The 20,169-nt window shown below is 58.8% G+C and carries 15 protein-coding genes, 2 tRNA genes and 6 pseudogenes; 10 read left to right on the plus strand and 13 right to left on the minus strand.

The genetic code is table 11. The features are described from left to right. Positions 1-49: 49 nt before the first annotated feature. Together ACZRKZ_RS07320 and ACZRKZ_RS07325 are read left to right on the plus strand one after the other, a co-directional pair. Positions 50-1,210: pseudogene (locus ACZRKZ_RS07320) on the plus strand (DNA cytosine methyltransferase); the annotation flags it as partial. Between the two features lie 10 nt (positions 1,211-1,220). After that, positions 1,221-1,685, plus strand: a pseudogene (locus tag ACZRKZ_RS07325) (tyrosine-type recombinase/integrase); the annotation flags it as partial. An 82-nt stretch (positions 1,686-1,767) separates the two neighbouring features. Here ACZRKZ_RS07325 and ACZRKZ_RS07330 read toward each other — a convergent pair. Together ACZRKZ_RS07330 and ACZRKZ_RS07335 are read right to left on the minus strand one after the other, a co-directional pair. Continuing rightward, a tRNA-Leu gene (locus ACZRKZ_RS07330) sits at positions 1,768-1,854 on the minus strand. Positions 1,855-2,505: 651 nt separating this feature from the next. Next, complete coding sequence (locus ACZRKZ_RS07335; RefSeq protein ID WP_463970543.1) at positions 2,506-3,114, minus strand: LysE family translocator; 609 nt, start codon at positions 3,112-3,114, stop codon at positions 2,506-2,508. A gap of 172 nt (positions 3,115-3,286) precedes the next feature. Between ACZRKZ_RS07335 and ACZRKZ_RS07340 the strand changes: the two genes are divergently transcribed. Continuing rightward, the gene (locus ACZRKZ_RS07340; protein ID WP_463981211.1) at positions 3,287-3,706 is read left to right on the plus strand and encodes an RDD family protein; all 420 of its coding nucleotides are present in this window, start codon (positions 3,287-3,289) and stop codon (positions 3,704-3,706) included. A gap of 354 nt (positions 3,707-4,060) precedes the next feature. Here ACZRKZ_RS07340 and ACZRKZ_RS07345 read toward each other — a convergent pair whose 3' ends face one another. The 3 genes and pseudogenes from ACZRKZ_RS07345 to ACZRKZ_RS07355 all read right to left on the minus strand — a co-directional run. Then, positions 4,061-4,591, minus strand: a complete 531-nt coding sequence (locus tag ACZRKZ_RS07345) for a hypothetical protein (RefSeq protein ID WP_463981212.1) — start codon at positions 4,589-4,591, stop codon at positions 4,061-4,063. A 286-nt stretch (positions 4,592-4,877) separates the two neighbouring features. Then, positions 4,878-5,039 (minus strand): annotated as a pseudogene (locus ACZRKZ_RS07350) (MPN domain-containing protein); the annotation flags it as partial. Continuing rightward, positions 5,036-5,101 (minus strand): annotated as a pseudogene (locus ACZRKZ_RS07355) (phage tail protein); the annotation flags it as partial. The pseudogenes ACZRKZ_RS07355 and ACZRKZ_RS07350, both read right to left, overlap by 4 nt. Positions 5,102-5,390: 289 nt before the next feature. Between ACZRKZ_RS07355 and ACZRKZ_RS07360 the strand changes: the two are divergent. Beyond that, the gene (locus ACZRKZ_RS07360; protein ID WP_463981213.1) at positions 5,391-5,960 is read left to right on the plus strand and encodes a MepB family protein; all 570 of its coding nucleotides are present in this window, start codon (positions 5,391-5,393) and stop codon (positions 5,958-5,960) included. 5 nt (positions 5,961-5,965) lie between these two features. On the opposite strand, the pseudogene ACZRKZ_RS07365 reads toward ACZRKZ_RS07360, so the two are convergent. From ACZRKZ_RS07365 to ggt, 3 genes and pseudogenes are all read right to left on the minus strand, one after another. Next, positions 5,966-6,436: pseudogene (locus ACZRKZ_RS07365) on the minus strand (IS66 family transposase); the annotation flags it as partial. 381 nt (positions 6,437-6,817) lie between these two features. Beyond that, positions 6,818-6,891: transfer RNA gene (locus ACZRKZ_RS07370), tRNA-Cys, on the minus strand. A 241-nt stretch (positions 6,892-7,132) separates the two neighbouring features. Beyond that, positions 7,133-8,857, minus strand: a complete 1,725-nt coding sequence (gene ggt / locus ACZRKZ_RS07375) for a gamma-glutamyltransferase (RefSeq protein WP_463981214.1) — start codon at positions 8,855-8,857, stop codon at positions 7,133-7,135. 387 nt (positions 8,858-9,244) lie between these two features. On the opposite strand from ggt, the gene ACZRKZ_RS07380 reads away from it, so the two are divergent. Next, positions 9,245-10,522: an MFS transporter gene (locus ACZRKZ_RS07380; RefSeq protein ID WP_463981215.1), complete on the plus strand. Its 1,278-nt coding sequence runs from the start codon at positions 9,245-9,247 to the stop codon at positions 10,520-10,522. 134 nt (positions 10,523-10,656) lie between these two features. After that, entirely contained in the window at positions 10,657-11,805 is a 1,149-nt protein-coding gene (locus ACZRKZ_RS07385; protein ID WP_463981216.1) for a MalY/PatB family protein, read from the plus strand. Between the two features lie 54 nt (positions 11,806-11,859). Here ACZRKZ_RS07385 and ACZRKZ_RS07390 read toward each other — a convergent pair whose 3' ends face one another. The 5 genes and pseudogenes from ACZRKZ_RS07390 to ACZRKZ_RS07410 all read right to left on the minus strand — a co-directional run. Further along, positions 11,860-12,075 (minus strand): TOBE domain-containing protein, encoded by a 216-nt coding sequence (locus ACZRKZ_RS07390; RefSeq protein ID WP_133102741.1) that lies wholly within the window; start codon positions 12,073-12,075, stop codon positions 11,860-11,862. A 169-nt stretch (positions 12,076-12,244) separates the two neighbouring features. Next, on the minus strand, positions 12,245-14,635 hold the full coding sequence (locus tag ACZRKZ_RS07395) for a TonB-dependent siderophore receptor (protein WP_463981217.1): 2,391 nt from the start codon (positions 14,633-14,635) through the stop codon (positions 12,245-12,247). Positions 14,636-14,761: 126 nt separating this feature from the next. Then, on the minus strand, positions 14,762-15,712 hold the full coding sequence (locus ACZRKZ_RS07400; RefSeq protein ID WP_463981218.1) for a FecR domain-containing protein: 951 nt from the start codon (positions 15,710-15,712) through the stop codon (positions 14,762-14,764). Then, positions 15,709-16,227 carry a sigma-70 family RNA polymerase sigma factor gene (locus ACZRKZ_RS07405; RefSeq protein WP_463981219.1) on the minus strand — a complete coding sequence of 173 codons (519 nt, stop codon included), beginning with the start codon at positions 16,225-16,227 and terminating at the stop codon, positions 15,709-15,711. The genes ACZRKZ_RS07400 and ACZRKZ_RS07405 overlap by 4 nt, the downstream gene beginning before the upstream one ends. Before the next feature lie 99 nt (positions 16,228-16,326). After that, positions 16,327-16,479, minus strand: a pseudogene (locus tag ACZRKZ_RS07410) (LysR family transcriptional regulator); the annotation flags it as partial. A gap of 150 nt (positions 16,480-16,629) precedes the next feature. On the opposite strand from ACZRKZ_RS07410, the gene ACZRKZ_RS07415 reads away from it, so the two are divergent. The 4 genes from ACZRKZ_RS07415 to ACZRKZ_RS07430 all read left to right on the plus strand — a co-directional run bounded on the left by ACZRKZ_RS07415 (position 16,630) and on the right by ACZRKZ_RS07430 (position 20,083). Continuing rightward, entirely contained in the window at positions 16,630-16,911 is a 282-nt protein-coding gene (locus tag ACZRKZ_RS07415; protein WP_463981220.1) for a carbohydrate porin, read from the plus strand. 103 nt (positions 16,912-17,014) lie between these two features. Beyond that, positions 17,015-17,929: a pyridoxal-phosphate dependent enzyme gene (locus tag ACZRKZ_RS07420; protein ID WP_463981221.1), complete on the plus strand. Its 915-nt coding sequence runs from the start codon at positions 17,015-17,017 to the stop codon at positions 17,927-17,929. Between the two features lie 287 nt (positions 17,930-18,216). Next, entirely contained in the window at positions 18,217-19,467 is a 1,251-nt protein-coding gene (locus ACZRKZ_RS07425) for a ribonucleotide-diphosphate reductase subunit beta (RefSeq protein WP_463981222.1), read from the plus strand. Between the two features lie 127 nt (positions 19,468-19,594). After that, complete coding sequence (locus tag ACZRKZ_RS07430; RefSeq protein ID WP_149414558.1) at positions 19,595-20,083, plus strand: DUF1289 domain-containing protein; 489 nt, start codon at positions 19,595-19,597, stop codon at positions 20,081-20,083. The last annotated feature ends 86 nt before the right edge of the window (positions 20,084-20,169 follow it).

Genomic DNA, 20,169 nt, shown 5'->3' on the forward strand with positions numbered 1-20,169 from the left:
ACACAAATACCCCACTTCAACGAATCACGCCAGCCGGCGAGGACCCCCTATGTCCGCACAACAGAAGAACCCCCAATTCATCCATGGCCAGCCGAGCATGGGCCTGCCGTTTCAGAAAGAGCTGGTGGTTGACCTGTTCGCCGGCGGCGGTGGCGCAAGCACCGGCATTGCCCGTGCGTACCGGGAGCCGGACGTGGCCGTAAACCACAACCCAATTGCCCTGGCCGTGCACCGCGCCAACCACCCGCAGACGACACATTATGTGGCGGACGTGTTTGAGGTTGATCCAGTCATGGCCACCGGCGGGCAACCCGTTGGCATCCTTTGGGCTTCGCCTGACTGCCGCCACCACAGCAAGGCCAAGGGCGGCGCACCGCGCGACCGCGGCGTGCGGGGGCTGGCCTGGGTCGTTGTTCGCTGGGCACACGCCACCCGGCCACGCCTGATGTTCCTGGAGAATGTTGAAGAATTTTGCGACTGGGGGCCCATAGACGAGGAAGGCCAGCCGATCAAGGCCGAGCGCGGACGCACCTTCAAGTCGTTCGTTGCAGCGCTCAGCACGGGCCTGGCTGCGGATCATCCCGACATGCCAGAGATCCTGCAGTCCATTGGCGAGTTCGTGCCGGCGGAGAATCTGGTGCGGGGCCTGGGCTACAACGTCGAATGGCGGGAGCGCATTGCAGCCAACGCCGGCGCCCCAACCATCCGCAAGCGCTTGTACCTAGTGGCCCGCAGTGACGGGCTGCCGATTGTCTGGCCCGAGCCAGTTCGACACAAGAAGCCAACGCCCAAACAGAAGCCCTGGCGCACCGCTGCCGAGTGCATCGACTGGAGTAACCTAGGCCGGACGATCTTCCGCGACAAGCCGATGGCCACGAACACCATGCGCCGCGTGGCCAAGGGCTGCTGGCGGCATGTGCTGACCAGCGTGAAGCCATTCATTGTGCCGATGCGCGGCACGTCGGATTCCCACACCAGCACCCACGGTGTCGACGAAGCTCTGTCGACCATCAGCGCCGGCGGCACGCACCACGCTTTGGTCCAGCCAGTCACGGCACCCTTCCTCACCGAATGCGCCAACGGCTCATCACAGCGTAACTTCGACGTACAGGAACCCCTGCGAACTCAGGTCGCCCAGGTCAAGGGTGGACACTTCGCTATGGTTGCCGCGCACCTGACCCACCTCACCCATCACGGAGAGCGCAGCGGGTAGCGCCGGCCTGCGTGACGCAATGGACCTCGCCTACCTGACCGGTCAACGAGTCACAGACACGCGACTGATGGACGAGCGGGACATTAGGGATGGGCAGATCTGGGTGCTTCAGGGAAAAACAAAGGCCAAGCGTCGAATCGAAGTAACTGGCGAGCTGAAGGTTTTGATTGATCGAATAATGTCCCGGAAGTCAGGGCATAAGGTCCGCTCGACGCGGCTGATCGTTACAGAGGACGGCACACCCATGACGGTGGCAATGTTGCGCAGGAGGTTTGATATGGCCAGAGAGGCCGCTGGAGTGGCAAAGCCTGAGTTCCAAATGCGGGATCTTCGCGCCAAAGCCGGTACGGATAAAGCCGAATCAAGCGGCGACATCATGCAGGCCAAGGATCAACTTGGGCATACCACCGTCGTGATGACTGAGCAGTACATCCGCAACCGAAAGGGCAAGAAAGTCTCACCAACAAAGTGAATTGCGGACCAGTTGATTAATTGCGGACCGGAAACATACAAGGATTTACATCAGCTTTCGCCCGCAAACCCTTGATTTTAGATGGTGCCCGAAGCCGGAATCGAACCGGCACGCCCTTACGAGCGGGGGATTTTAAGTCCCATGCGTCTACCAGTTTCGCCATTCGGGCGGTAGCGCGGTGAAGCAGCTCAAGAAGCTCTGAACTATCAAAAAGTGGCACTTGAGCCCTGCAGCAGGCTAGGGAATATATAGATCCAGCCCCTTCGGCGCAAGTTCTGGCGCTGTCTTTTTCAGACCACTCGAATGGGCTATCGCAGAAAAAAAGCTCAACAGATCAGTGATCTACCTATTCTCCGTGATCCGGTGGAGCAGATCGCACGGTACCTTTGTGTCTAGGCCGAGGGCCATGCCGGCTGCCGAAAATGACAGCCCTGGGCATTCATCTCGACACCGCCATCTGATACGCTTTTTTCTTCATCATCTGCATCTGTACCGAAACACGCCCTACGCCCACAATGGGTCGCTCCCGACACGCCCGTGGAGCCCGGCAGGAATCGTCCTGCCGCCCCTTCTTTTCGGAGGCCTCATGGCTAAGATGGCATTTTTTCTATTGGGTTTTTTAGCGTTGACCGTCGGCATTGGCCTACTCGCCACCATTTCACCGATCTGAATCCACAGCCTTCAATCGTCAGTGGAAACGCTGACAGACTCCATGCGTCGATGTACGTGGTCCTCTGCGTCTACTTGTCCATGACCTGTTTGACCGCATCTCTGCCCAACAACAAATAGTTCGAAATTTTATATTCCGGCCTCTACCTTTTTAACCCGCAAAAAACATCGGGTACAAAGAAAGCACCAACAATCCAGCCATCGAAAAGTTGAACACCCTTAACCAGCGCGGGTTGCGTAACACGTTGCGCAACCCACTGCCGCACCCGGCCCAAACGCATACACTGGGCAGGTTGACCACGGCAAATACAAGAGCGATGACCAAGACGTTAGTGACGTAGCCTTCAGCGGGTGTATAGGTGGTGATTGCACCCAACGCCATGACCCAGGCCTTGGGATTGACCCACTGGAACACCGCTGCACCGAGAAACGTCATGGGTTTACGGCCGTTATCGGTGTCATCGGACAGCGGGCTGGAAGTCGCAATTTTCCAGGCCAGGTACAGCAAGTACGCAGCCCCTACATAGCGCAACAGCGTGTAAGCCCAGGGCAGCGCCTTGAACACCTCGCCAAGCCCCAACCCGACCGATATCACCAACACCATAAATCCGATGCTGATCCCCAGCGCATGGGGGATCGAGCGGCGGAAGCCAAAGTTCACCCCGGATGCCAGCAGCATGGTGTTATTGGGCCCCGGCGTAATCGAAGACACAAAGGCGAACAGCGCGAATGCCGAGAGCAGGCTTGAGGACATGAGCATGAGGAAGTGACCCGAACAAATTATTGTAGCCACGACAGTAGTGTGTTCCACGGATGTGCGCCCCATACAGCTGGTGCGAGATAGAGAGATACACTTGCGCGTTTTGTACGCCGCTTGCCTTCACTGCACGGTATGCTTGCCAACCGACAAGCCAAAACGCACGGAGCGACAAATGGAAGTCTCCAGAACTTCTTTACTGGTACGGCGTATCGGCGCTTACGTTATCGACTATGGTGCAATCGTCCTGATAGGACTGTGGCTTTACACCCAGGACAATCTGCCCTTCGCCGGCTTCGAGCTAATCTTTGTCTATGTATTCCTCTACCCGTTATGTGAATGGGCCTTTCAAGGCCGGACACCGGGAAAATACGTCTTTGGACTGATAGTCATCAACGGTGCAGGCGGGCCGCCTACTTTTGTTCAAGCACTCATCAGAGGCCTCGCTCGGCACATTGAGGCCCCTCTGGGAATCATCACACTCTTCATTTACGCCCAGTCTGCACGATGCCAGCGGGTTGGAGACATGCTGGCGAAGACTTATGTGATCCCGACCAAAGACTTGGCAGAACTGCGCACGAGAATGCAAAGCTAACCATCGAGAAGGCCGGCACGGCCTTGAACCGCCGGCCAGCTAAATTACAGACAATAAAAAACCCCGTAGATCATTGATCTACGGGGTTTCTAAGAGTGGAGGCCGAGGTCGGAATAGAACCGGCGTAGGTTGATTTGCAATCCACCAAAAAAACAAGCTATTTCAATAGGTTATCACCACTACCGTTCCGCAACTAGCTAACTTTAATGAGCCTACAGCCCAAGCGGGCCGTGGGGGTGGCTCTTGATTGCGGAACTGTTTTTACCCCTCCTGCCGACCGAACACAACCCACCCCAATGCACAGCACCCTCTACATCGATCAAGCCTAATCGCACATCGTCTTTCGGGACTCAGTTACTTAACGCTGACTTGGCCCCGCGCGTACATTGAGGTCGAGCCATGGTCGGGGATCGTGCAGGTAATGACGCCGGGTGGGCCGGGCTTCTTGTGTTTGTCCAGGGTGATCACGTTGGCCAGGTGGAAATACTGCTTGTCGTCCAGATTTTTGGCCGACGCAGCATAGTAGAGCAGTCGGCCCAGGACTTCGGTGAAGGCCGCGTAGCAGTGCTCCTCCTCACTCAGTTCGGCGGGGTAGGTTTTGCTTTCCATCTGAATCACCACTGGTTCCTCGGGCGTTGACTGAGGATCGACTTCTACGCTGTCCATCGCATAGCTGATTTTCGGCTTGCGATCGTTGTAGCTGTAGCGCAGGAACTTCCTATCCTTCATCGCGTAGGCCAGGCCCTTTTCCGGGTCCAGATAGAGTGTGACGTCATAGGTGTTCACGACGCGCTTGCCAATCAGCTCCGATGCCGCTTGGGCGGTTTGCAGGCCGGCGCTCAGAGTGATTGCGACCAGGGTGCTAGTAAGGGTGGCGGTTTTCATTCCTGGATTTCCGTTCCTTGGCGGTGGGTAGTGGCTCAATAGTGGCGGATATTTTCATGAGTCTACTGGGTGGTCAACTGCGTAAAGCCAGAGAGGACATACTCGGTCTGGTGCAGATGTACGGCGAAGCTTGCGCGCAACGTGACGAAACGATGAAAAGTCTACGTGAGAGATCCGGCGAGCTGTCAGTGATGTATATAGCGGGGCGCGATCTTCAAGTGATATCCGCGCAAAGGACAGGATCATTGAGGACCTGCGCCGCCCAGGCCGGAGCCTTGGGCATCGTGGTCGACTCATCTGGGTGTGAGTGCACAATCCCGATCACCTCGCCCAGATCTTCCGCCGCTGCGTAGTCCTCAGGATCAAGCCGAAACTCTTCGTTCGGCTCCGTGGCGATGTCCCTGCACGGGAAGTACTTTTGCTTGCGCCCGATGGCCAGCAGCAGCCCCCGCGATGAACTGGCTTGTAGCCGTTGCACTTGTAGAGGTCCAGCTCACCCAGAGGCGGCTCAGGAGGACGAAATGGTCACAGCGAGCGAGTATGTGGCCGGTTTCAAAAAGCGCCACGCCGCGCCGAAGAGGCCACCGTTCAACTGGAGGAAGAAGTACGAGGCTGAACGAGCACTGGTGATCAACGAAGCAATCGTTGCGCTCAGGTGCGAAATGCGTAAGCGGCTGGCTATCCCACCTTGCGTAATCATACGATGTAACCGCCCGCAGTCCGCTCGGTATGTCGAAGGGCGTAGCATATGTTCTGGATTGGATTGTATGGTCCATGAGTGGTTTAGGAGTTGCTCCCTTTGAAATTCGATTTAACTGAACAAGACACAAAATATGCAGGCGCGGCAGACCCTGCCCTTGGCCATATTCCAAACGATCTGATAGCGGCTATCCAGGATGTGTACACGCCGGCGGGAATGCAAGTGACGGATCTGGCTCTACGCGAGGCTGAGAGTGCCGAGTATGGTGCCTCCCGCTTTGGCCTCGACGGACACACCATTGTCTTTCGTGTGGCTAAAACAACGCCGACGAAGATTGGACAGTTCGTCACAATATGGAAGCGCCCGACGTCAGGCAGCATCATTGCACCTCTCGATATCGATGATGGCATAGCCTTTGTTGTGGTGAGTGTGTTCGATGCAACGCATCGCGGACAGTTTGTTTTCGACCAGAAGATACTGGCATCAAAGGGCATCATGGCGATTAACGGTAAAGGCGGTAAGCGCGCTATCCGCGTTTATCCACCTTGGGCCAAACCAGTCGCCAAAGAGGCCGTTAGGACACAGCAATGGCAACTACGTTACTTTCTTCCTCTTGAACAAAGCGGAAGCGCCGATTCCGTGCAGGTGCGTCGGCTCTTTGAAGTTTAAGATCCTTATTCGTCATTCTTGAGCGTTCTGGGTAAGCCCGGCGTCCACCTATGCGGCAGCAACTGATCAATTTCACTCGCCCGTTGCGTCGGCAGTCGCGTGAGAGCGTCCTTCAGATAGGCATACGGATCATGGCCATTCAGCCGCGCAGACAGGATCAAGCTCATGATCGCTGCCGCCCGCTTGCCGCTACGTAACGACCCTGCGAAGAGCCAATTCTTGCGTCCAAGAGCCCATGGTCGGATCTGGTTCTCGGCCCAATTGTTGTCTATGGGTACGGCCCCGTCATCGAGGTAGCGCGACAGCGCTGCCCAGCGTTTCAGGCTATAATCCAGGGCTCGGCTGATAGCTGAACCTTCGGGCACGAGATCGCGCTGGGCGATCATCCAGGCATGCAGCGCTTCCACCACAGGCACAGCCTTTTCTTGCCGTATTCGACGGCGTAAATCCGGTTCCAGATCGCGGACTTCACTTTCCTCAAGGCATCGACCAACGACCTGATCAATGGATTTTTGACGGTGCGCCAAGGCAAGACAGAGAAGCGTCTGCGCAATCGCTGGGATGAGGCCAGGGAGAAAGCGGCGGCGAAGGCTGCGAATGACGGCGACACGACTCTCTCGGCAACCATCAGGCAATTCCAGTTCCGCGATATACGACCGAAGGCTGCCAGCGAAATTGACGATATCGCCGACGCCAGTCGCCTGCTGGGCCACTCGACTCAGGAGATGACGAAGAAGGTTTATCGCCGTGTCGGCGAGATCGTAAAACCGACAAAGTGACGGTTAGTTGCGGAACGCCTCCCAAATCGCAGGCAATAAAAAACCCCGTAGATCATTGATCTACGGGGTTTCTAAGAGTGGAGGCCGAGGTCGGAATCGAACCGGCGTAGGTGGATTTGCAATCCACTGCATAACCATTTTGCTACTCGGCCTCAAACGATCAATGCCAAAACCGCTGGCACTCACCGCATACAAACTTGAGTGGGCTATGTGAAGCTTGCCTCTACTCTATCTCACTGAAAACATTGACGTTTTTTATTCGTCGGTGCGTTCGATGGGCGCAATTATGTACTCATTTGCTGGGGCTTGCAACCCCTTGATTTCAAAAAATATTCTTGTTCCGGGCAAAGTGTAGCCGCTGTGGAGCGAGCTTACCCGCTCCACAAGAAGGCCTTAATAACCCAGGGACAGCCCGGTGTTACGTCGTGGATCATTAGCCCCGTAGAAGCGGTTTTTGCCCACCGGCTTGCCACCCAGGGACGGTGCGCCCACCAGGATCGCCGCCAAATGGTTGGCATCCTGAGGGCCGGCAAACTTGTGGCCCCAGCTTTCGAGGATCTTCTGGGTGTCGGGGCTCAAGGCGAACGTCTCGATGTTGGTTTCCTCGGGCAACCACTGCTGGTGGAAGCGCGGTGCATCGACGGCTTCCTGGATGTTCATCTTGTAGTCGATGACGTTGAGGATGGTCAGTAACGTTGCAGTGATGATGCGACTGCCACCGGGGGTGCCGACCACCATGACGGCCTTGCCATCCTTGGTGACGATGGTCGGGCTCATGGACGACAACGGCGTCTTGCCCGGCGCGATGGCATTGGCTTCGCCCTGGACCAGGCCGTACATGTTTGGCACACCGATCTTGGAGGTGAAGTCGTCCATTTCGTCATTGAGGATCACCCCGGTCTTGCTGGCCATGACACCGGCGCCGAACCAGTCGTTGAGGGTGTAGGTCACCGACACCGCGTTACCCCACTGGTCGACGATGGAGTAGTGCGTGGTGTTGTTGCCCTCATGGGGAGAAACCCCCGGCTTGATGTCTTGGGAGATACCGGCCTTTTGCGGGTCGATGGCGGCGCGCAGTTTGGCAGCGTAGTTTTTGTCCAGCAGATGGGCGACGGGGTTTTCGACGAAGTCCGGGTCGCCCAGGTAGCTGTTGCGGTCGACGTAGGCGTGACGCATCGCTTCGATCTGGTAATGCAGCCCCTGGGCCGAGTGGTAGCCCAGCTCAGCCATCGGGTAGCCTTCAAGGATGTTCATGATCTCGCAGATCACCACGCCACCGGAGCTCGGAGGCGGTGCCGAGACCACGTGATAACCACGGTAGTCGCACTCGATGGGCGCCAGTTCGCGGGTCTTGTACTTGTCCAGATCGGCCTGGGTGATGATGCCTTTGCCGGTTTGACTGGAATCGACAAGCGCCTTGGCCACCCAGCCTTTATAGAAGCCGTCGGCGCCGTTGGCGGAGATTTCCCGCAGGGTTTTCGCCAGATCTTTTTGCACCAGTTTCTGGCCGACCTGCATTGGCTCGCCGCCGTGCAGGAAGATCCCGCGCATGTCCTGGTCTTTCTTGAACTCATCGGTGGCCGTGTGCAGCAGGTCGATATCACCCTGCTCCAGGGCAAAGCCGTTTTCCGCCAGGGTGATAGCCGGAGCAATGACCTGGGCGCGCTTCATCGTGCCGTACTTGCTCAGTGCCAACTCCATGCCTGACACGGTGCCAGGCACGCCGACCGCCAGGTGGCCCTTGGAACTCAGGTTGGGGACAACGTTACCGTCTTTATCCAGATACATATCCGCCGTGGCCGCCAGCGGCGCTTTTTCGCGGAAGTCGAGGAAGGTCTTGCGCCCGTCCGCCAGTTGCACGGTCATGAAGCCGCCACCGCCCAAGTTACCGGCCGCCGGGTAGACCACCGCCAGCGCGTAACCCACGGCGACCGCTGCATCCACTGCGTTGCCACCGTCCTTGAGTACGTCGACGCCGACGTGGGTGGCCAGGTGCTGGGCCGTGACCACCATGCCATTTTCGCCGCCCACTGGGGCCAGGGACGCCGCCTGTACACCGCTGAACGTCAGGAACAGGGAAGTCGCTATCAATGCTCGGGTAAAGGGTTGGTATTTCATCCATGGATACTCTATTTATTGGAAGCCATAAAAGTAGCCTCTTTCGAATCCAACCCCCAGCGCCATGGCGTTTTTATGACAGAGCCTGTCGGTGACGGAATAATGCCCAGACTATATTCCGGGCCTTCACGCCGAGCAGGAGACGCCGTTGATGGAGAGCAAGAAGACCGGCATCCACCCAACCCGTGCTCTAATTCCAGAACGTGGCAGGCCTTCTGGGCTCGCTTCGCGACCCAACGGGAGTAAGCTCCCTCGCCACAAATGACTGCCAAATACCTGCAGCGTCTCAATCTTCTGACACTGCCTTTGGACGTCGCTCTATAGCACTGCAAAGTGCTGAAAAAAGCGCTTCTATAAAAACCATAAGTCACTGCCAGGAAACACCCAATGGCCGACCCGATCCACGCGCTTTACCACAAGATCACCTGGAAGCTGATTCCCTTCCTGTGCTTTTGCTATCTGGCCGCCTACCTGGACCGGATCAATATCGGCTTCGCCAAACTGCAAATGCTCGACCAGTTGCAGTTCAGCGAAACCGCCTTCGGCCTGGGCGCCGGCCTGTTCTTTGTCGGCTATATCATCTTTGAAGTGCCCAGCAACCTGGTGCTGGAAAAGGTCGGCGCGAAGATCTGGATCGCACGGATCATGACCACTTGGGGCCTGCTCTCGGCCTGCACCATGCTGGTCACCTCCACCACCCAGTTCTATATCCTGCGTTTTTTGCTCGGCGCCGCCGAAGCCGGGTTCCTGCCGGGGGTTCTGTACTACCTGACCACCTGGTTTCCCACCTATCGCCGCGGGCGGGTCATTGCCCTGTTCATGATCGGCCTGCCGCTGTCCAGCGTGATTGGCGGGCCGTTGTCCGGCTGGATCATGGGCCACTTCGACCACGTGGGCGGCCTGCGCGGCTGGCAGTGGCTGTTCCTGATCGAAGCGGTGCCCAGCGTATTGCTCGGTGTGCTGACTTTCTGGGCTCTGCCTAACACCTATCAGCAAGCCAAATGGCTGTCACCGGAAGAAAAATCCCTGCTGGAAAGCGAGTTGCGCAAAGACGATGCCGACAGTGCCAGCAGCAAGCACAGCTTGCGCGACGGCTTCTTCAACCTCAAAGTGTGGATGCTCGGCGGTATCGACTTCTCGATCCTGCTCAGCGCCTATGCCATGGGTTTCTGGATGCCAACCTTTATCCGCAACGCCGGGGTTACCGACACCTTCCACATTGGCATCCTCACGGCCCTGCCAAGCGTCGCCGCGCTGTTGGGCATGCTGCTGATCGGCGCCAGCTCCGATAAACACCGCGAACGCCGCTGGCACATCATCGTGCCGTTTTTGGTGGGCGCCGTGGCCATGGCCAGCAGCACCTTTTTCACCCATAACGTGGTCGCCACCGTGGCCCTGTTTGCCATTGCCTCGGCGGCGATCATCGGCGCCGTACCGGTGTTCTTCAGCCTGCCGGCGACCTTTCTTAAAGGCACCGCAGCGGCCACCGGTTTTGCCCTGGCCTGCTCGCTGGCAAACATAGCAGGGCTGGTGAGCAACTCGTTGATGGGGGTTGCTATCGACGTCACAGGCAGCAGCGCCGGGCCCTTGTGGTTTTTCGCAGGCTGCCTGATTCTCAGCAGCTTCCTGGTGATCGCCTTGCCGGCAAAAATAGTGAATCGCTAAACACGCCTCACGTACTCTGGCGATGACGCGCTTCAAATCAAATGAGGGCAAACGGGCAATCAGCTCTGGCGTGTAGGTTTTATGGCGTTAGAATCAGCGCCATTGCACGCCAGCCCCACAGACACGAGCCCCCCATGAGCTTCGATTTCGATACGATCCACCCCCGCCTCGGTACCGGCAGCACCAAGTGGAGTCGCTACCCGCAAGACGTTCTGCCGATGTGGATTGCCGATATGGACATCGCCGCGCCAGCGGCCATTCTGGAGGCGCTGCACCAGCGTCTGGACCAACAGATGCTCGGCTATAGCGTCGCCCGCCCGCAAGTTCGCGAGGCTATCGTCGCCGACTTGTGGAACAAGTATGCGTGGCGCGTGCAGCCCGATGAACTGCTGTTCCTGCCCGGTGTAGAGCCAGGGTTCAACATGGCGCTGCATGCTTTCGTCCAACCGGGGCAACCGGTGGTGTTGCAGACCCCCAACTATTGCCCGCTGCGCAACGCACCGGGCAACTGGAACCTGCCAAAGATAGAAGTACCGTTTGAACTGAGCGAAGCAGGCGAATACCTCACCCCGCTGCCCGCCTTGCGCCAAGCGCTGACCGGCGCCGGCGCCCTGCTGCTGAGCAACCCGCACAACCCGCTGGGTAAAGTGTTCCCCCGCGAAGAATTGATGGCGGTGGCCACTGCCTGCCTGGAGCAAGGCGCGCTGATTATTTCCGATGAAATCCATGCAGACCTGTGCTTCGACGGGCGTCGGCACATCCCCACGGCGAGCCTGAGCCCGGAGATTGCCCAGCGCACCATCACGCTGATGTCGGCCAGCAAGGCCTACAACATCGCTGGCTTGAAAACCTGCTTTGCCGTGGTTCAGGACCCGGTGATACGCGAGCGCTTCAACCGCGCGCGCTGCGGCATGGTCGACAGCGTCAGCCCCTTGGGCCTGGAAGCGACATGGGCAGCTTACAGCCAGTGCGGCGAGTGGCTGGAGGCGCTGGTCAACTACCTGCAAGGCAATCGCGATTACCTGGTAGATGCTGTGCGTACCCGTTTGCCGGGCGTGCTGATGCATGCACCACAAGGTACTTATCTGGCGTGGCTCGATTGCAGCGCATTGGGCCTGGAAGATCCGCAGCGATTTTTCCTGGAACAGGCGAAAGTCGGCCTCAGCGCCGGTCTGGAGTTCGGCGATGATAGCCAACAATTTGTGCGCTTGAACTTCGGCTGCCCAAGGGCGTTGCTCGAAGAAGGTCTCCAGCGCATGGAGCGCAGTTTGCGCCTGCGCTGAGGCCATCGGTTGATACGTGCTGATCGTTCCCAGGCGCGGGAACGATCAGCAGCTTCACAGCTTGGCGATGGAGACTTCTGTCGATTTGACGAAAGCAATCACCTCGCTACCCACCTTCAATTCCAGGTCACGTACCGAACGGGTGGTGATCACTGACGTCACGACGCCGGATGCGGTTTGCACGTCAATCTCGGACACCACTTCGCCGATCAGGATTTCCTTGATCACGCCTTTGAACTGGTTGCGCACGTTGATCGCTTTGATGGTCATGTCGGCTTTCCTTTAGCTGTTGGGTCAATCCGCACGAATGCGCAGGCCCTCAAAATGCGCTATCCGAAACAACAACAAAAAGAATATATAACTATTTATTTATTCCATAAATGAATAAGAAGAGAAGACTTGCCCCTCGCCACAGATTGCGCGCTCGCCGTGATAGAGATCAGAATCCTACCGTTGCCGACACCAGCCAGGTACGCGGCGTTGACAGGGTCAAGCCAGGGGCGCTGTCGGATGAGGTGGCGGCCGAGGCCCAATAGGTGGTGTTCAATACGTTCTCTACAGTGGCGCGCACGGTGATCGGTTTGTCGTCGACTTTGAAGGTGTAGCGCGCGCCAAGGTCATAGCGTTCCCAGTTGTCGATTTTTTGCTGGTTGGCCGCGTCCAGGTATTGCGAACCGGTGTGGATGGCGCGGGCAGTCAGGGTCAGGCCTTGCAGGTGTTGGATGTCCCATTCGGCGCCGAGGTTGACGTTGGCCACCGGGGAGCCAGTGCCGCGCTTGCCGTCGGTCAGGCCCTTGGCGGTTTTGGTTTGCTCGCTGTCCAGCAGCATCACACCACCCAGCAATCGGACATGTTCAATGGGCTCGCCAAACACCGTCAACTCCACGCCTTGGTTGCGCAACTCGCCGTTAGGCTTGAAGTTGTTTTGCTCGTCGATGCCGTACGCCGGTTGATTGATGCGGAACACGCTGGCGGTCATCCCGAAGCTGCCCATATCGTACTTGGCGCCGACTTCCACCTGCTTGCTTTTAGTGGGTGGGAAGATCGCGTTTTCGTTGTTCACCCCGCTTGACGGTGCCGTTTCGCCCTGGCTCAAACCTTCCATGTAATTGCTGTAAAGCGAGAACTGGTCAGTGACTTTCACCACCAGCCCGAGGGCTGGCGACAGCGCTTGCTCGTCATATTCCGGTTGGTCCTTCACCCCGTTGCTCCAGGACGTCACCTCGACCTTTTGCAAGCGTGCACCCAGCGTCAGCAGTACGCGGTCATCGAGAAAGCTGAGGGTATCGGCCAGGGCCAGGCTGGTGAAACGGTCTTCGGTGTGGGTGCTGGTGTCCCAGCGCACGGCCTTGCCGGGCTTGGGCAATACAACCGGGTTGTAGAGGTTGCTCTTGCCGGGGGTGTAGCGCTCGCCGGCATTGTCGAAGTCCATGTTGAAGCGGTTCAGGCTGACGTTGATGGTGTGTCCCACAGGGCCCGTATTGAACCAGCTGCGGGCGCCGACGGTGACGGTCTTGACGTCTTCATCGCGGCGAAAACTGCGCGGCACAACGGTAAAATCGCCGTTGCTCTGGGTACTCTGCACCCCATGGCGCAGGAAGTCGTAGTTACCTTTGCGCGCCCCCGCCGAGGCGTAGACCATCAGCGAATCATTCACGTCAAACTCACCACGTACCGCGCCGAAGGTGTCCTTGGTGTGGGACCAGGTCCAGGACTGGGCGAAGTTACGGCGGATGTCCTCGGCCTTGGGCATCACACTGCCCTTGGCGATTTCGACCCGTTCCTGCGGTGCGTCGGCGGTACGTTCCTGGCGACCCAGGTCGAGGGACAAGCGCACCCGTTCCTTGCGAAAATCCAGGCCGATCACGGCCATTTCCCGATCCACGCTCTGGTGATCCCACTCGGTATCACCGGATTGCTTCACGCCGTTGAAACGCACGCCAAACTGCTGCTCTTCACCGAAGCGCCGGCCGATATCCACTGCGCCGCCGAACTGCCCGGCCGAGGCATAGCTGCCGGTAAATTCGGTGATCGGTGCGTCGGTCGCGCGCTTGGGTTCAATATTGATATTGCCGCCAACGCTGCCCCGCGGGGCGATGCCGCCGAGCAAGGCGCCGGGGCCTTTGAGGATGTCGACGCGCTCGACCATTTCCATGTCGATGGCGTAGGTCGGCAGCACGCCGTACAGGCCACCGTAGGACACATCACTGTTAAACAGGCTGAAACCGCGTACCGAGAACTGCTCAAAACGCCCGCCCGCCGGGTTGGTGATGCGCACCGACGGGTCGCTGGCAACCATCTCGCCAAGGGTACGCGCCTGCAGGTTTTTCACCGCTTTGGCGGTGTAGGAAGTGAGGTTGAAAGGCGTGTCCAAAAAGTCAGCCTCCCCCAACATACCTTGGGCACCTTTGCGGGTGACTTGGTCACCGGCATAGGTTTCAGCCACTGGCGTGGCACCGATACCAAGAATTGAAGTAGCGGGCAGTTGGTAGCTGCCGCTTTGCGGCGCAGGGATCAAGGTGTAGGCGCGATCACCCACCGCCTGCAATTGCAGGCCGGAACCCTGGAGCAAGCGGGCGAAGCCTTCCTCAACGGCAAATTCACCGGAGATCCCGGCGCTGTTGCGACCGCTCACCAGGGCCGGGTCTACCGAAAGGTTGACCCCAGCCAGCCCGGCGAAGCGGGTCAGCGCCGTGCCCAGGCTGCCGGCCGGCACCTCATAACTGCGCCGGGCCGCGTCCTCGGCCCAGCTCACAGGAACAAACAACGGGCTGGCACTCAGGCTCAGCACAAGACTCAGGCGCAACAGCGATGGCGGGACGACGGGCATTTAAAAGGCTCTCTGTTTTCGTTCACTTGCCTTGGATGACAAGCGACGCGAAAAAAGGGGACACGGTCTTTTCAATTAATTAATCCGAACACCATTGCGGCAAGCCCGCTCGCCACAACAAATGCCTCAGGCCAGTTTTTTGCGGGGCGTCAATGTGACCCAATAACGCGTGCGCGAATGCACCTCCAGCGCCAGGGTCGAGGCCAGCAGGCCAAGAATGCGGTCGGTGTCTTCCAGGCGAAAGCTGCCGGTGACTCGCAGGGTTTCCAGGCTCGGGGCCCAGCGCAGCACGCCGGGTCGATAACGTTCGAGTTCGCGCAGGAAGTCGCCCAACGGCTGGTTCTGCGCAGTCAGCACACCGTCGCGCCAGCCCAGTTGCAAGGCATCGAACGGACTCATCGGACCAAGGCCGGTGCTTTGCAGTCGCGCTTGTTGGCCGCCTTGCAAGGTTGCGACTTGCCCGCGACCATCGCGCACCTGAACCGCGCCCTTGAGCACCGACACCTGGCATCCATCAGGCAACTGCCGCACACAGACCTCGGCCTGACTGACGATGACCTGGCCGTAGCGAGTCTGCACGGTCAACGGTGCTTTGCCCGGTACCGTCAGCGCCAACTCGCCATCCACCAGTGTCAGGCGGCGCTGGGCCAGGTCCACGTCCACTGCGCTGGCGGTATTGAGTTGCAGACTGCTGCCGTCGGCCAGCGGAACTTGTTTGCGCTCGCCCGTGGCGGTGTGCAGGTCGGCGCGCCAGACGTCGATGGGCAATTGCCGGCTGAGCAACCACGCCGCCGGCACCAATGCCGCCACGCCCAAGGCGCGCTTGAGCACCGCGCGCCGGCCCGGTTGCGGCCGATCCAGGCTGGCCATGGCCAACGCCTGGGGTAATTGGGCAAAGCGTTGGCGCAGCAACTGCGCCTTTTGCCAGGCCTGTTCATGGCGGGTGTGGCTGTCGCGCCATTGTTGCAGCCCGGCATGATCGCGCTCGGTGGCGCTGCCCGACTCCAGCAACGCCAGCCACTGCGCGGCAGCCCGGGCGACCTGGCGCGCTTCGGGCGACGGCCCGCTGCGACTCACAGCTCCACCAACAGGCAATGCTCATACGCCTGGGCCATATAGCGCTTGACCGTGCGTTCCGAGACCTTGAGCCGCTCAGCAATCTCGCGATAACCCAAGCCTTCCAGTTGGCTCCAGAGAAACGCCCGACGCACAGCTGGTGGCAAGCCGTCGAGCAACTCATCCAGCGCTTGCAGGGTTTCCAGCAGCAGCCAGCGCTGTTCGGGCGACGGCACACAGTCTTCCGGCAAGCGCGCCAGGGCATTCAAATAGGCCTGCTCCAGGCTGCGGCGCTGATGGAAGTTGACCAGCAGACGCTTGCCCACCGTGACCAGATAGGCCCGGGGCTCCTGAAGTTGCGCAATCGGCTGGGCGCTGGCCAGCACCCGCAGGAACGTGTCCTGACTGAGGTCGGCCGCATCCCAGGCATTGCCCAGCCGGCGCCGCAACCAGCTTTCCAGCCAACTGCGGTGGTCGCGGTACAAACTGTGAAGGCTGGGCTCTGCGACGGGCATTGGCATTACTGCATCATTCATGGCAAACAAACCTGCGCGGCGCGAGTTAATCTCAAATGAGATTAATTCTAATTAATATCCCAGCGACGCACCATGTTCTTTTTGCCAACCCCCTCGCGCCTACAAAAAGCGGGTATCGAGCAGCGCCGCCTTTTGCCTGAGCAAATCAATAAACAGCCCCAACTCCCGACTCACCGGCTCCCCCTTGCGCAGCCGCAGCCCAAATGGCTCAAGCTGCACCTCCAGTTCCACCGGCAGCGCCACCACCAGGCCCTGTTATGCGGCGCCTTTTCCACCAGCGCCGTGAGCGCCGGCTTTCTCGATGCCAACTCACCCGCCATGCTCGGCGACTGGAACGGCCTGAGCCCCTGATCCTCGGCCTGACCGCGACCATGGAAGTGTTCGGCGGCGGCAACGCCAAGCGTGGCGTCAAAGCTTACGGTCAGCAACGACTACACCCGCAACACGCAAATGCTCAACGCCCGCAACGGTGAGAGCTCCATGGACGACCCGTTGTACGTTCCCGAGCAACGCCGGGAGTACAGCTACGAGATCAACTACGGCGTACAGGCGACCAAATGGCTGATGGTGCGACCCAACCTGCAATACGTGAAATACCCGGGTGGGTTGAAGGAAACCAATGGTGCGGTGGTCGGGGGGTGCAGTTTATTGCTGATTTCTAGTCGGTCCGCTGTTCGCCATTAGACCCTTGCCCACGTCGGATCAAGCTAGCCCCGCACGCAGTCGGATATACGCTGCGGGGCTGCCACCCTTATGATGGAAGGCCTACCAATAAGGAAATTGCGCAATGCTGCCGATTCGTACCCCCTTGATTCTGCACCCAGGCCTCTCCACACCCAGCCGGCGGATCTGGCTCAAGCTGGAAAACCTGCAACCCTGCGGCTCGTTCAAGTTGCGGGGGATGAACACCCTCTGTGCCTACGCCGCCAGCCAGGGCAAGACGACAGTGGTCTGCCCGTCCGGCGGCAATGCCGGGTTGGCGACGGCGGTGGCGGCACGGGGGTTGGGTTTACACGCGCGAATCGTGGTGCCAACGACGACACCGCAGGCGACCCGCGCACGTATCCAGCGGGCCGGCGCTGAAGTGGTGGTGCACGGTGATCTTTGGGATGAGTCCAATCAGTTGGCGCTGCAACTGGCCGAAGCGCCGGATGCGCTGTATGTGCCGGCTTTCGATCACCCGCTGCTGTGGGAAGGCCATAGCAGCATGGTCGACGAGATTCTTGAGGATTGCCCCCAGGTTGATGCCATTGTCACTTCCGTGGGCGGCGGCGGGTTGCTGGCAGGTGTGTTGGTGGGGCTAGAACGCCACGAGCGTTATGACTGCAAGGTCATCGCTTGCGAGACCCAGGGCGCCGCGTCGTTTGCCGCCGCCGTGGACGCCGGGCATCCCGTGCGACTGGCGAAAATCGACACCATCGCCAAGTCCCTCGCCGCCACGCAGGTTGCGGGGTGGCCGGTTGAACATATCCAGGGTTTCCCCCATCAATGCGTGGTGCTGAGCGATGCCGAGGCGATGATGGGTGTTGCTCGCTACGCCGATGACCTGCGCCAGTTGGTGGAGCCCGCGTGCGGGGTGTCGCTGGCGGTGGCTTATCTGGATCACCCGGCGATTGCCGAGGCGCAGGACGTGGTGATCATCGTCTGCGGCGGTGTAAGCATCAGTGCCGAGACGGTTGGCCAGTGGCAACAAGCGGGCTAAAACGACCGTTCCATCTTGATGATCTCGATCGACACCGGGCTTTATAGCCAACAAAGGGTTTGCCAGCCGCTCAAGACCGTACTTTCTGCGCGTTGACCACCACAGACAAACACCATATAGTGTGCCAACACCAACTAATCACCACTACATAGTGTGCGGAGCCGTCAAAGACAGACCACACTGCGTGCAGTATTTCAATGCCTTGAAGCCTGCAAGCAGAGCATTTTTGAACGCGGTGAACAGCAGTCACCCACGCCGTCAGAACGGACCAGGAAGGAGTATTTTCAATGCTGAGTTGGGATGAAGTCGATAAAGAAGACACCCGCGACGTAGTCATCAAAGGCGCCAACGCCGGCCACGCCACCGAAGCCAACATGGACCGCCTCGACGGTGCCGGCGCTGCCGCCGCCATCGAAGCCCGCGCCGTCACCGCCAATGACTCCGCCGCGATCGTGCGCGCCAAGGCCGCCCTGGACAAACTCGATGTCGCCGAAGGCCTCGCCGAGTTGGAAGGTGCTGCCGCCCGCGTCGCCGTCGACGAAAAGCGCATGATCAACTGCCGCGCCGACCTCAACCAACTCGTGCCCTTCAAGTACGACTGGGCCTGGCAGAAATACCTCGACGGCTGCGCCAACCACTGGATGCCGCAAGAGGTCAACATGACCGCCGACATCGCCCTGTGGAAAGACCCCGAAGGCCTGACCGACGACGAACGCCGCATCGTCATGCGCAACCTGGGCTTCTTCTCCACTGCTGATTCGTTGGTCGCCAATAACCTAGTCCTGGCCGTGTACCGCCTGATCACCAACCCGGAGTGCCGCCAGTACATCCTGCGCCAGGCCTTCGAAGAAGCGATCCACACCCACGCCTACCAATACTGCATCGAATCGCTGGCCATGGATGAAGGCGAGATCTTCAACATGTACCACGAGATCCCATCGGTCGCCAAAAAGGCAGCCTGGGGCCTGAAATACACCCGTGCCATCTCCGATCCAAAGTTCGAAACCGGCACCGTCGACACCGACAAAGAGCTGCTGCGCAACCTGGTCGCCTACTACTGCGTCCTGGAAGGCATCTTCTTCTACTGCGGCTTCACCCAGATCCTATCCATGGGCCGCCGCAACAAAATGACCGGCGTCGCCGAGCAGTTCCAATACATCCTGCGCGATGAATCGATGCACCTGAACTTCGGTATCGACGTGATCAACCAGATCAAAATCGAAAACCCACACTTGTGGGATGCCGAAATGAAGGAAGAAGCGACCCAGATGATCCTGCAAGGGACGCAACTGGAGATTGAATACGCTCGCGACACCATGCCGCGCGGGGTGTTGGGGATGAATGCGGCGATGATGGAGGACTACCTCAAGTTCATCGCTAACCGTCGCCTGTCGCAGATTGGCTTGAAGGAAGAGTATCCAGGGACCACGAACCCGTTCCCATGGATGAGCGAGATCATGGACTTGAAGAAAGAGAAGAATTTCTTTGAGACCCGCGTGATCGAATATCAGACTGGCGGTGCGCTTAGCTGGGATTGATCGAGACCTAGTGTGGGAGCTTGCTGATACACCGAGTCGCCTGCATCGCAGGCACTCCAGCTCCCACATTGATCCTGTTTTCGAACCCGATTCCGGTGCCCTCAAAAATCCCGCAAAACAGCTATTTATGCCCAATCAAACCATCAAGACACCCTGCGTCGGCCTGTGCTCCACCGTTTACGGGGACCTGGTATGCCGGGGCTGTAAGCGTTATCACCATGAGGTCATTCAATGGAATGGCTACAGCGGTGAAGAGAAGCAAGCCGTGTGGCTGCGCCTCGAACAATTGCTGGTGCAGGTCATGACCAGCAAGCTTGAGGTATTCGATGCACCACGCCTGCGTCAGCAACTGGAAGACCGCAAGATCCGTTTTATGCCGCAGCAGTCACCGTATTGCTGGGCGTATCAGTTGATTGCCCGGGGCGCACGGGTGATTTCGAAGTTGGATGCTTATGGGCTGGCGTTGCTGCCGGAGTTCCGTGAGCGCAATCTGACTGATCTGCGGGATGCCATTGATCGAGAGTTTTTCCTGCTTTCCGAAGCGCACTATCAGCGCTACATCGCGCCTGGGTTTCTCAGGGAGGCGTTTGGTGCGCCTTTGATAGCCAGTATCTAAAACGCCGCAAAACAAGTGTGGCTTGCCTGCGATAGCGCAGTGTCAGTCAGCCGTTTTATCGACGGGTACACCGTTATCGCAGGCCA

It is taken from the genome of Pseudomonas sp. c313 (genome assembly GCF_055407145.1).

Coding starts and splice junctions, on each gene's coding strand:
- ACZRKZ_RS07335 (WP_463970543.1), bottom strand. CDS start 3,114: ATGCTCATGTCCTCAAGCCTGCTCTCGGCATTCGCGCTGTTCGCCTTT.
- ACZRKZ_RS07340 (WP_463981211.1), top strand. CDS start 3,287: ATGGAAGTCTCCAGAACTTCTTTACTGGTACGGCGTATCGGCGCTTAC.
- ACZRKZ_RS07345 (WP_463981212.1), bottom strand. CDS start 4,591: ATGAAAACCGCCACCCTTACTAGCACCCTGGTCGCAATCACTCTGAGC.
- ggt (WP_463981214.1), bottom strand. CDS start 8,857: ATGAAATACCAACCCTTTACCCGAGCATTGATAGCGACTTCCCTGTTC.
- ACZRKZ_RS07380 (WP_463981215.1), top strand. CDS start 9,245: ATGGCCGACCCGATCCACGCGCTTTACCACAAGATCACCTGGAAGCTG.
- ACZRKZ_RS07385 (WP_463981216.1), top strand. CDS start 10,657: ATGAGCTTCGATTTCGATACGATCCACCCCCGCCTCGGTACCGGCAGC.
- ACZRKZ_RS07390 (WP_133102741.1), bottom strand. CDS start 12,075: ATGACCATCAAAGCGATCAACGTGCGCAACCAGTTCAAAGGCGTGATC.
- ACZRKZ_RS07395 (WP_463981217.1), bottom strand. CDS start 14,635: ATGCCCGTCGTCCCGCCATCGCTGTTGCGCCTGAGTCTTGTGCTGAGC.
- ACZRKZ_RS07405 (WP_463981219.1), bottom strand. CDS start 16,227: ATGAATGATGCAGTAATGCCAATGCCCGTCGCAGAGCCCAGCCTTCAC.
- ACZRKZ_RS07420 (WP_463981221.1), top strand. CDS start 17,015: ATGCTGCCGATTCGTACCCCCTTGATTCTGCACCCAGGCCTCTCCACA.
- ACZRKZ_RS07425 (WP_463981222.1), top strand. CDS start 18,217: ATGCTGAGTTGGGATGAAGTCGATAAAGAAGACACCCGCGACGTAGTC.
- ACZRKZ_RS07430 (WP_149414558.1), top strand. CDS start 19,595: ATGCCCAATCAAACCATCAAGACACCCTGCGTCGGCCTGTGCTCCACC.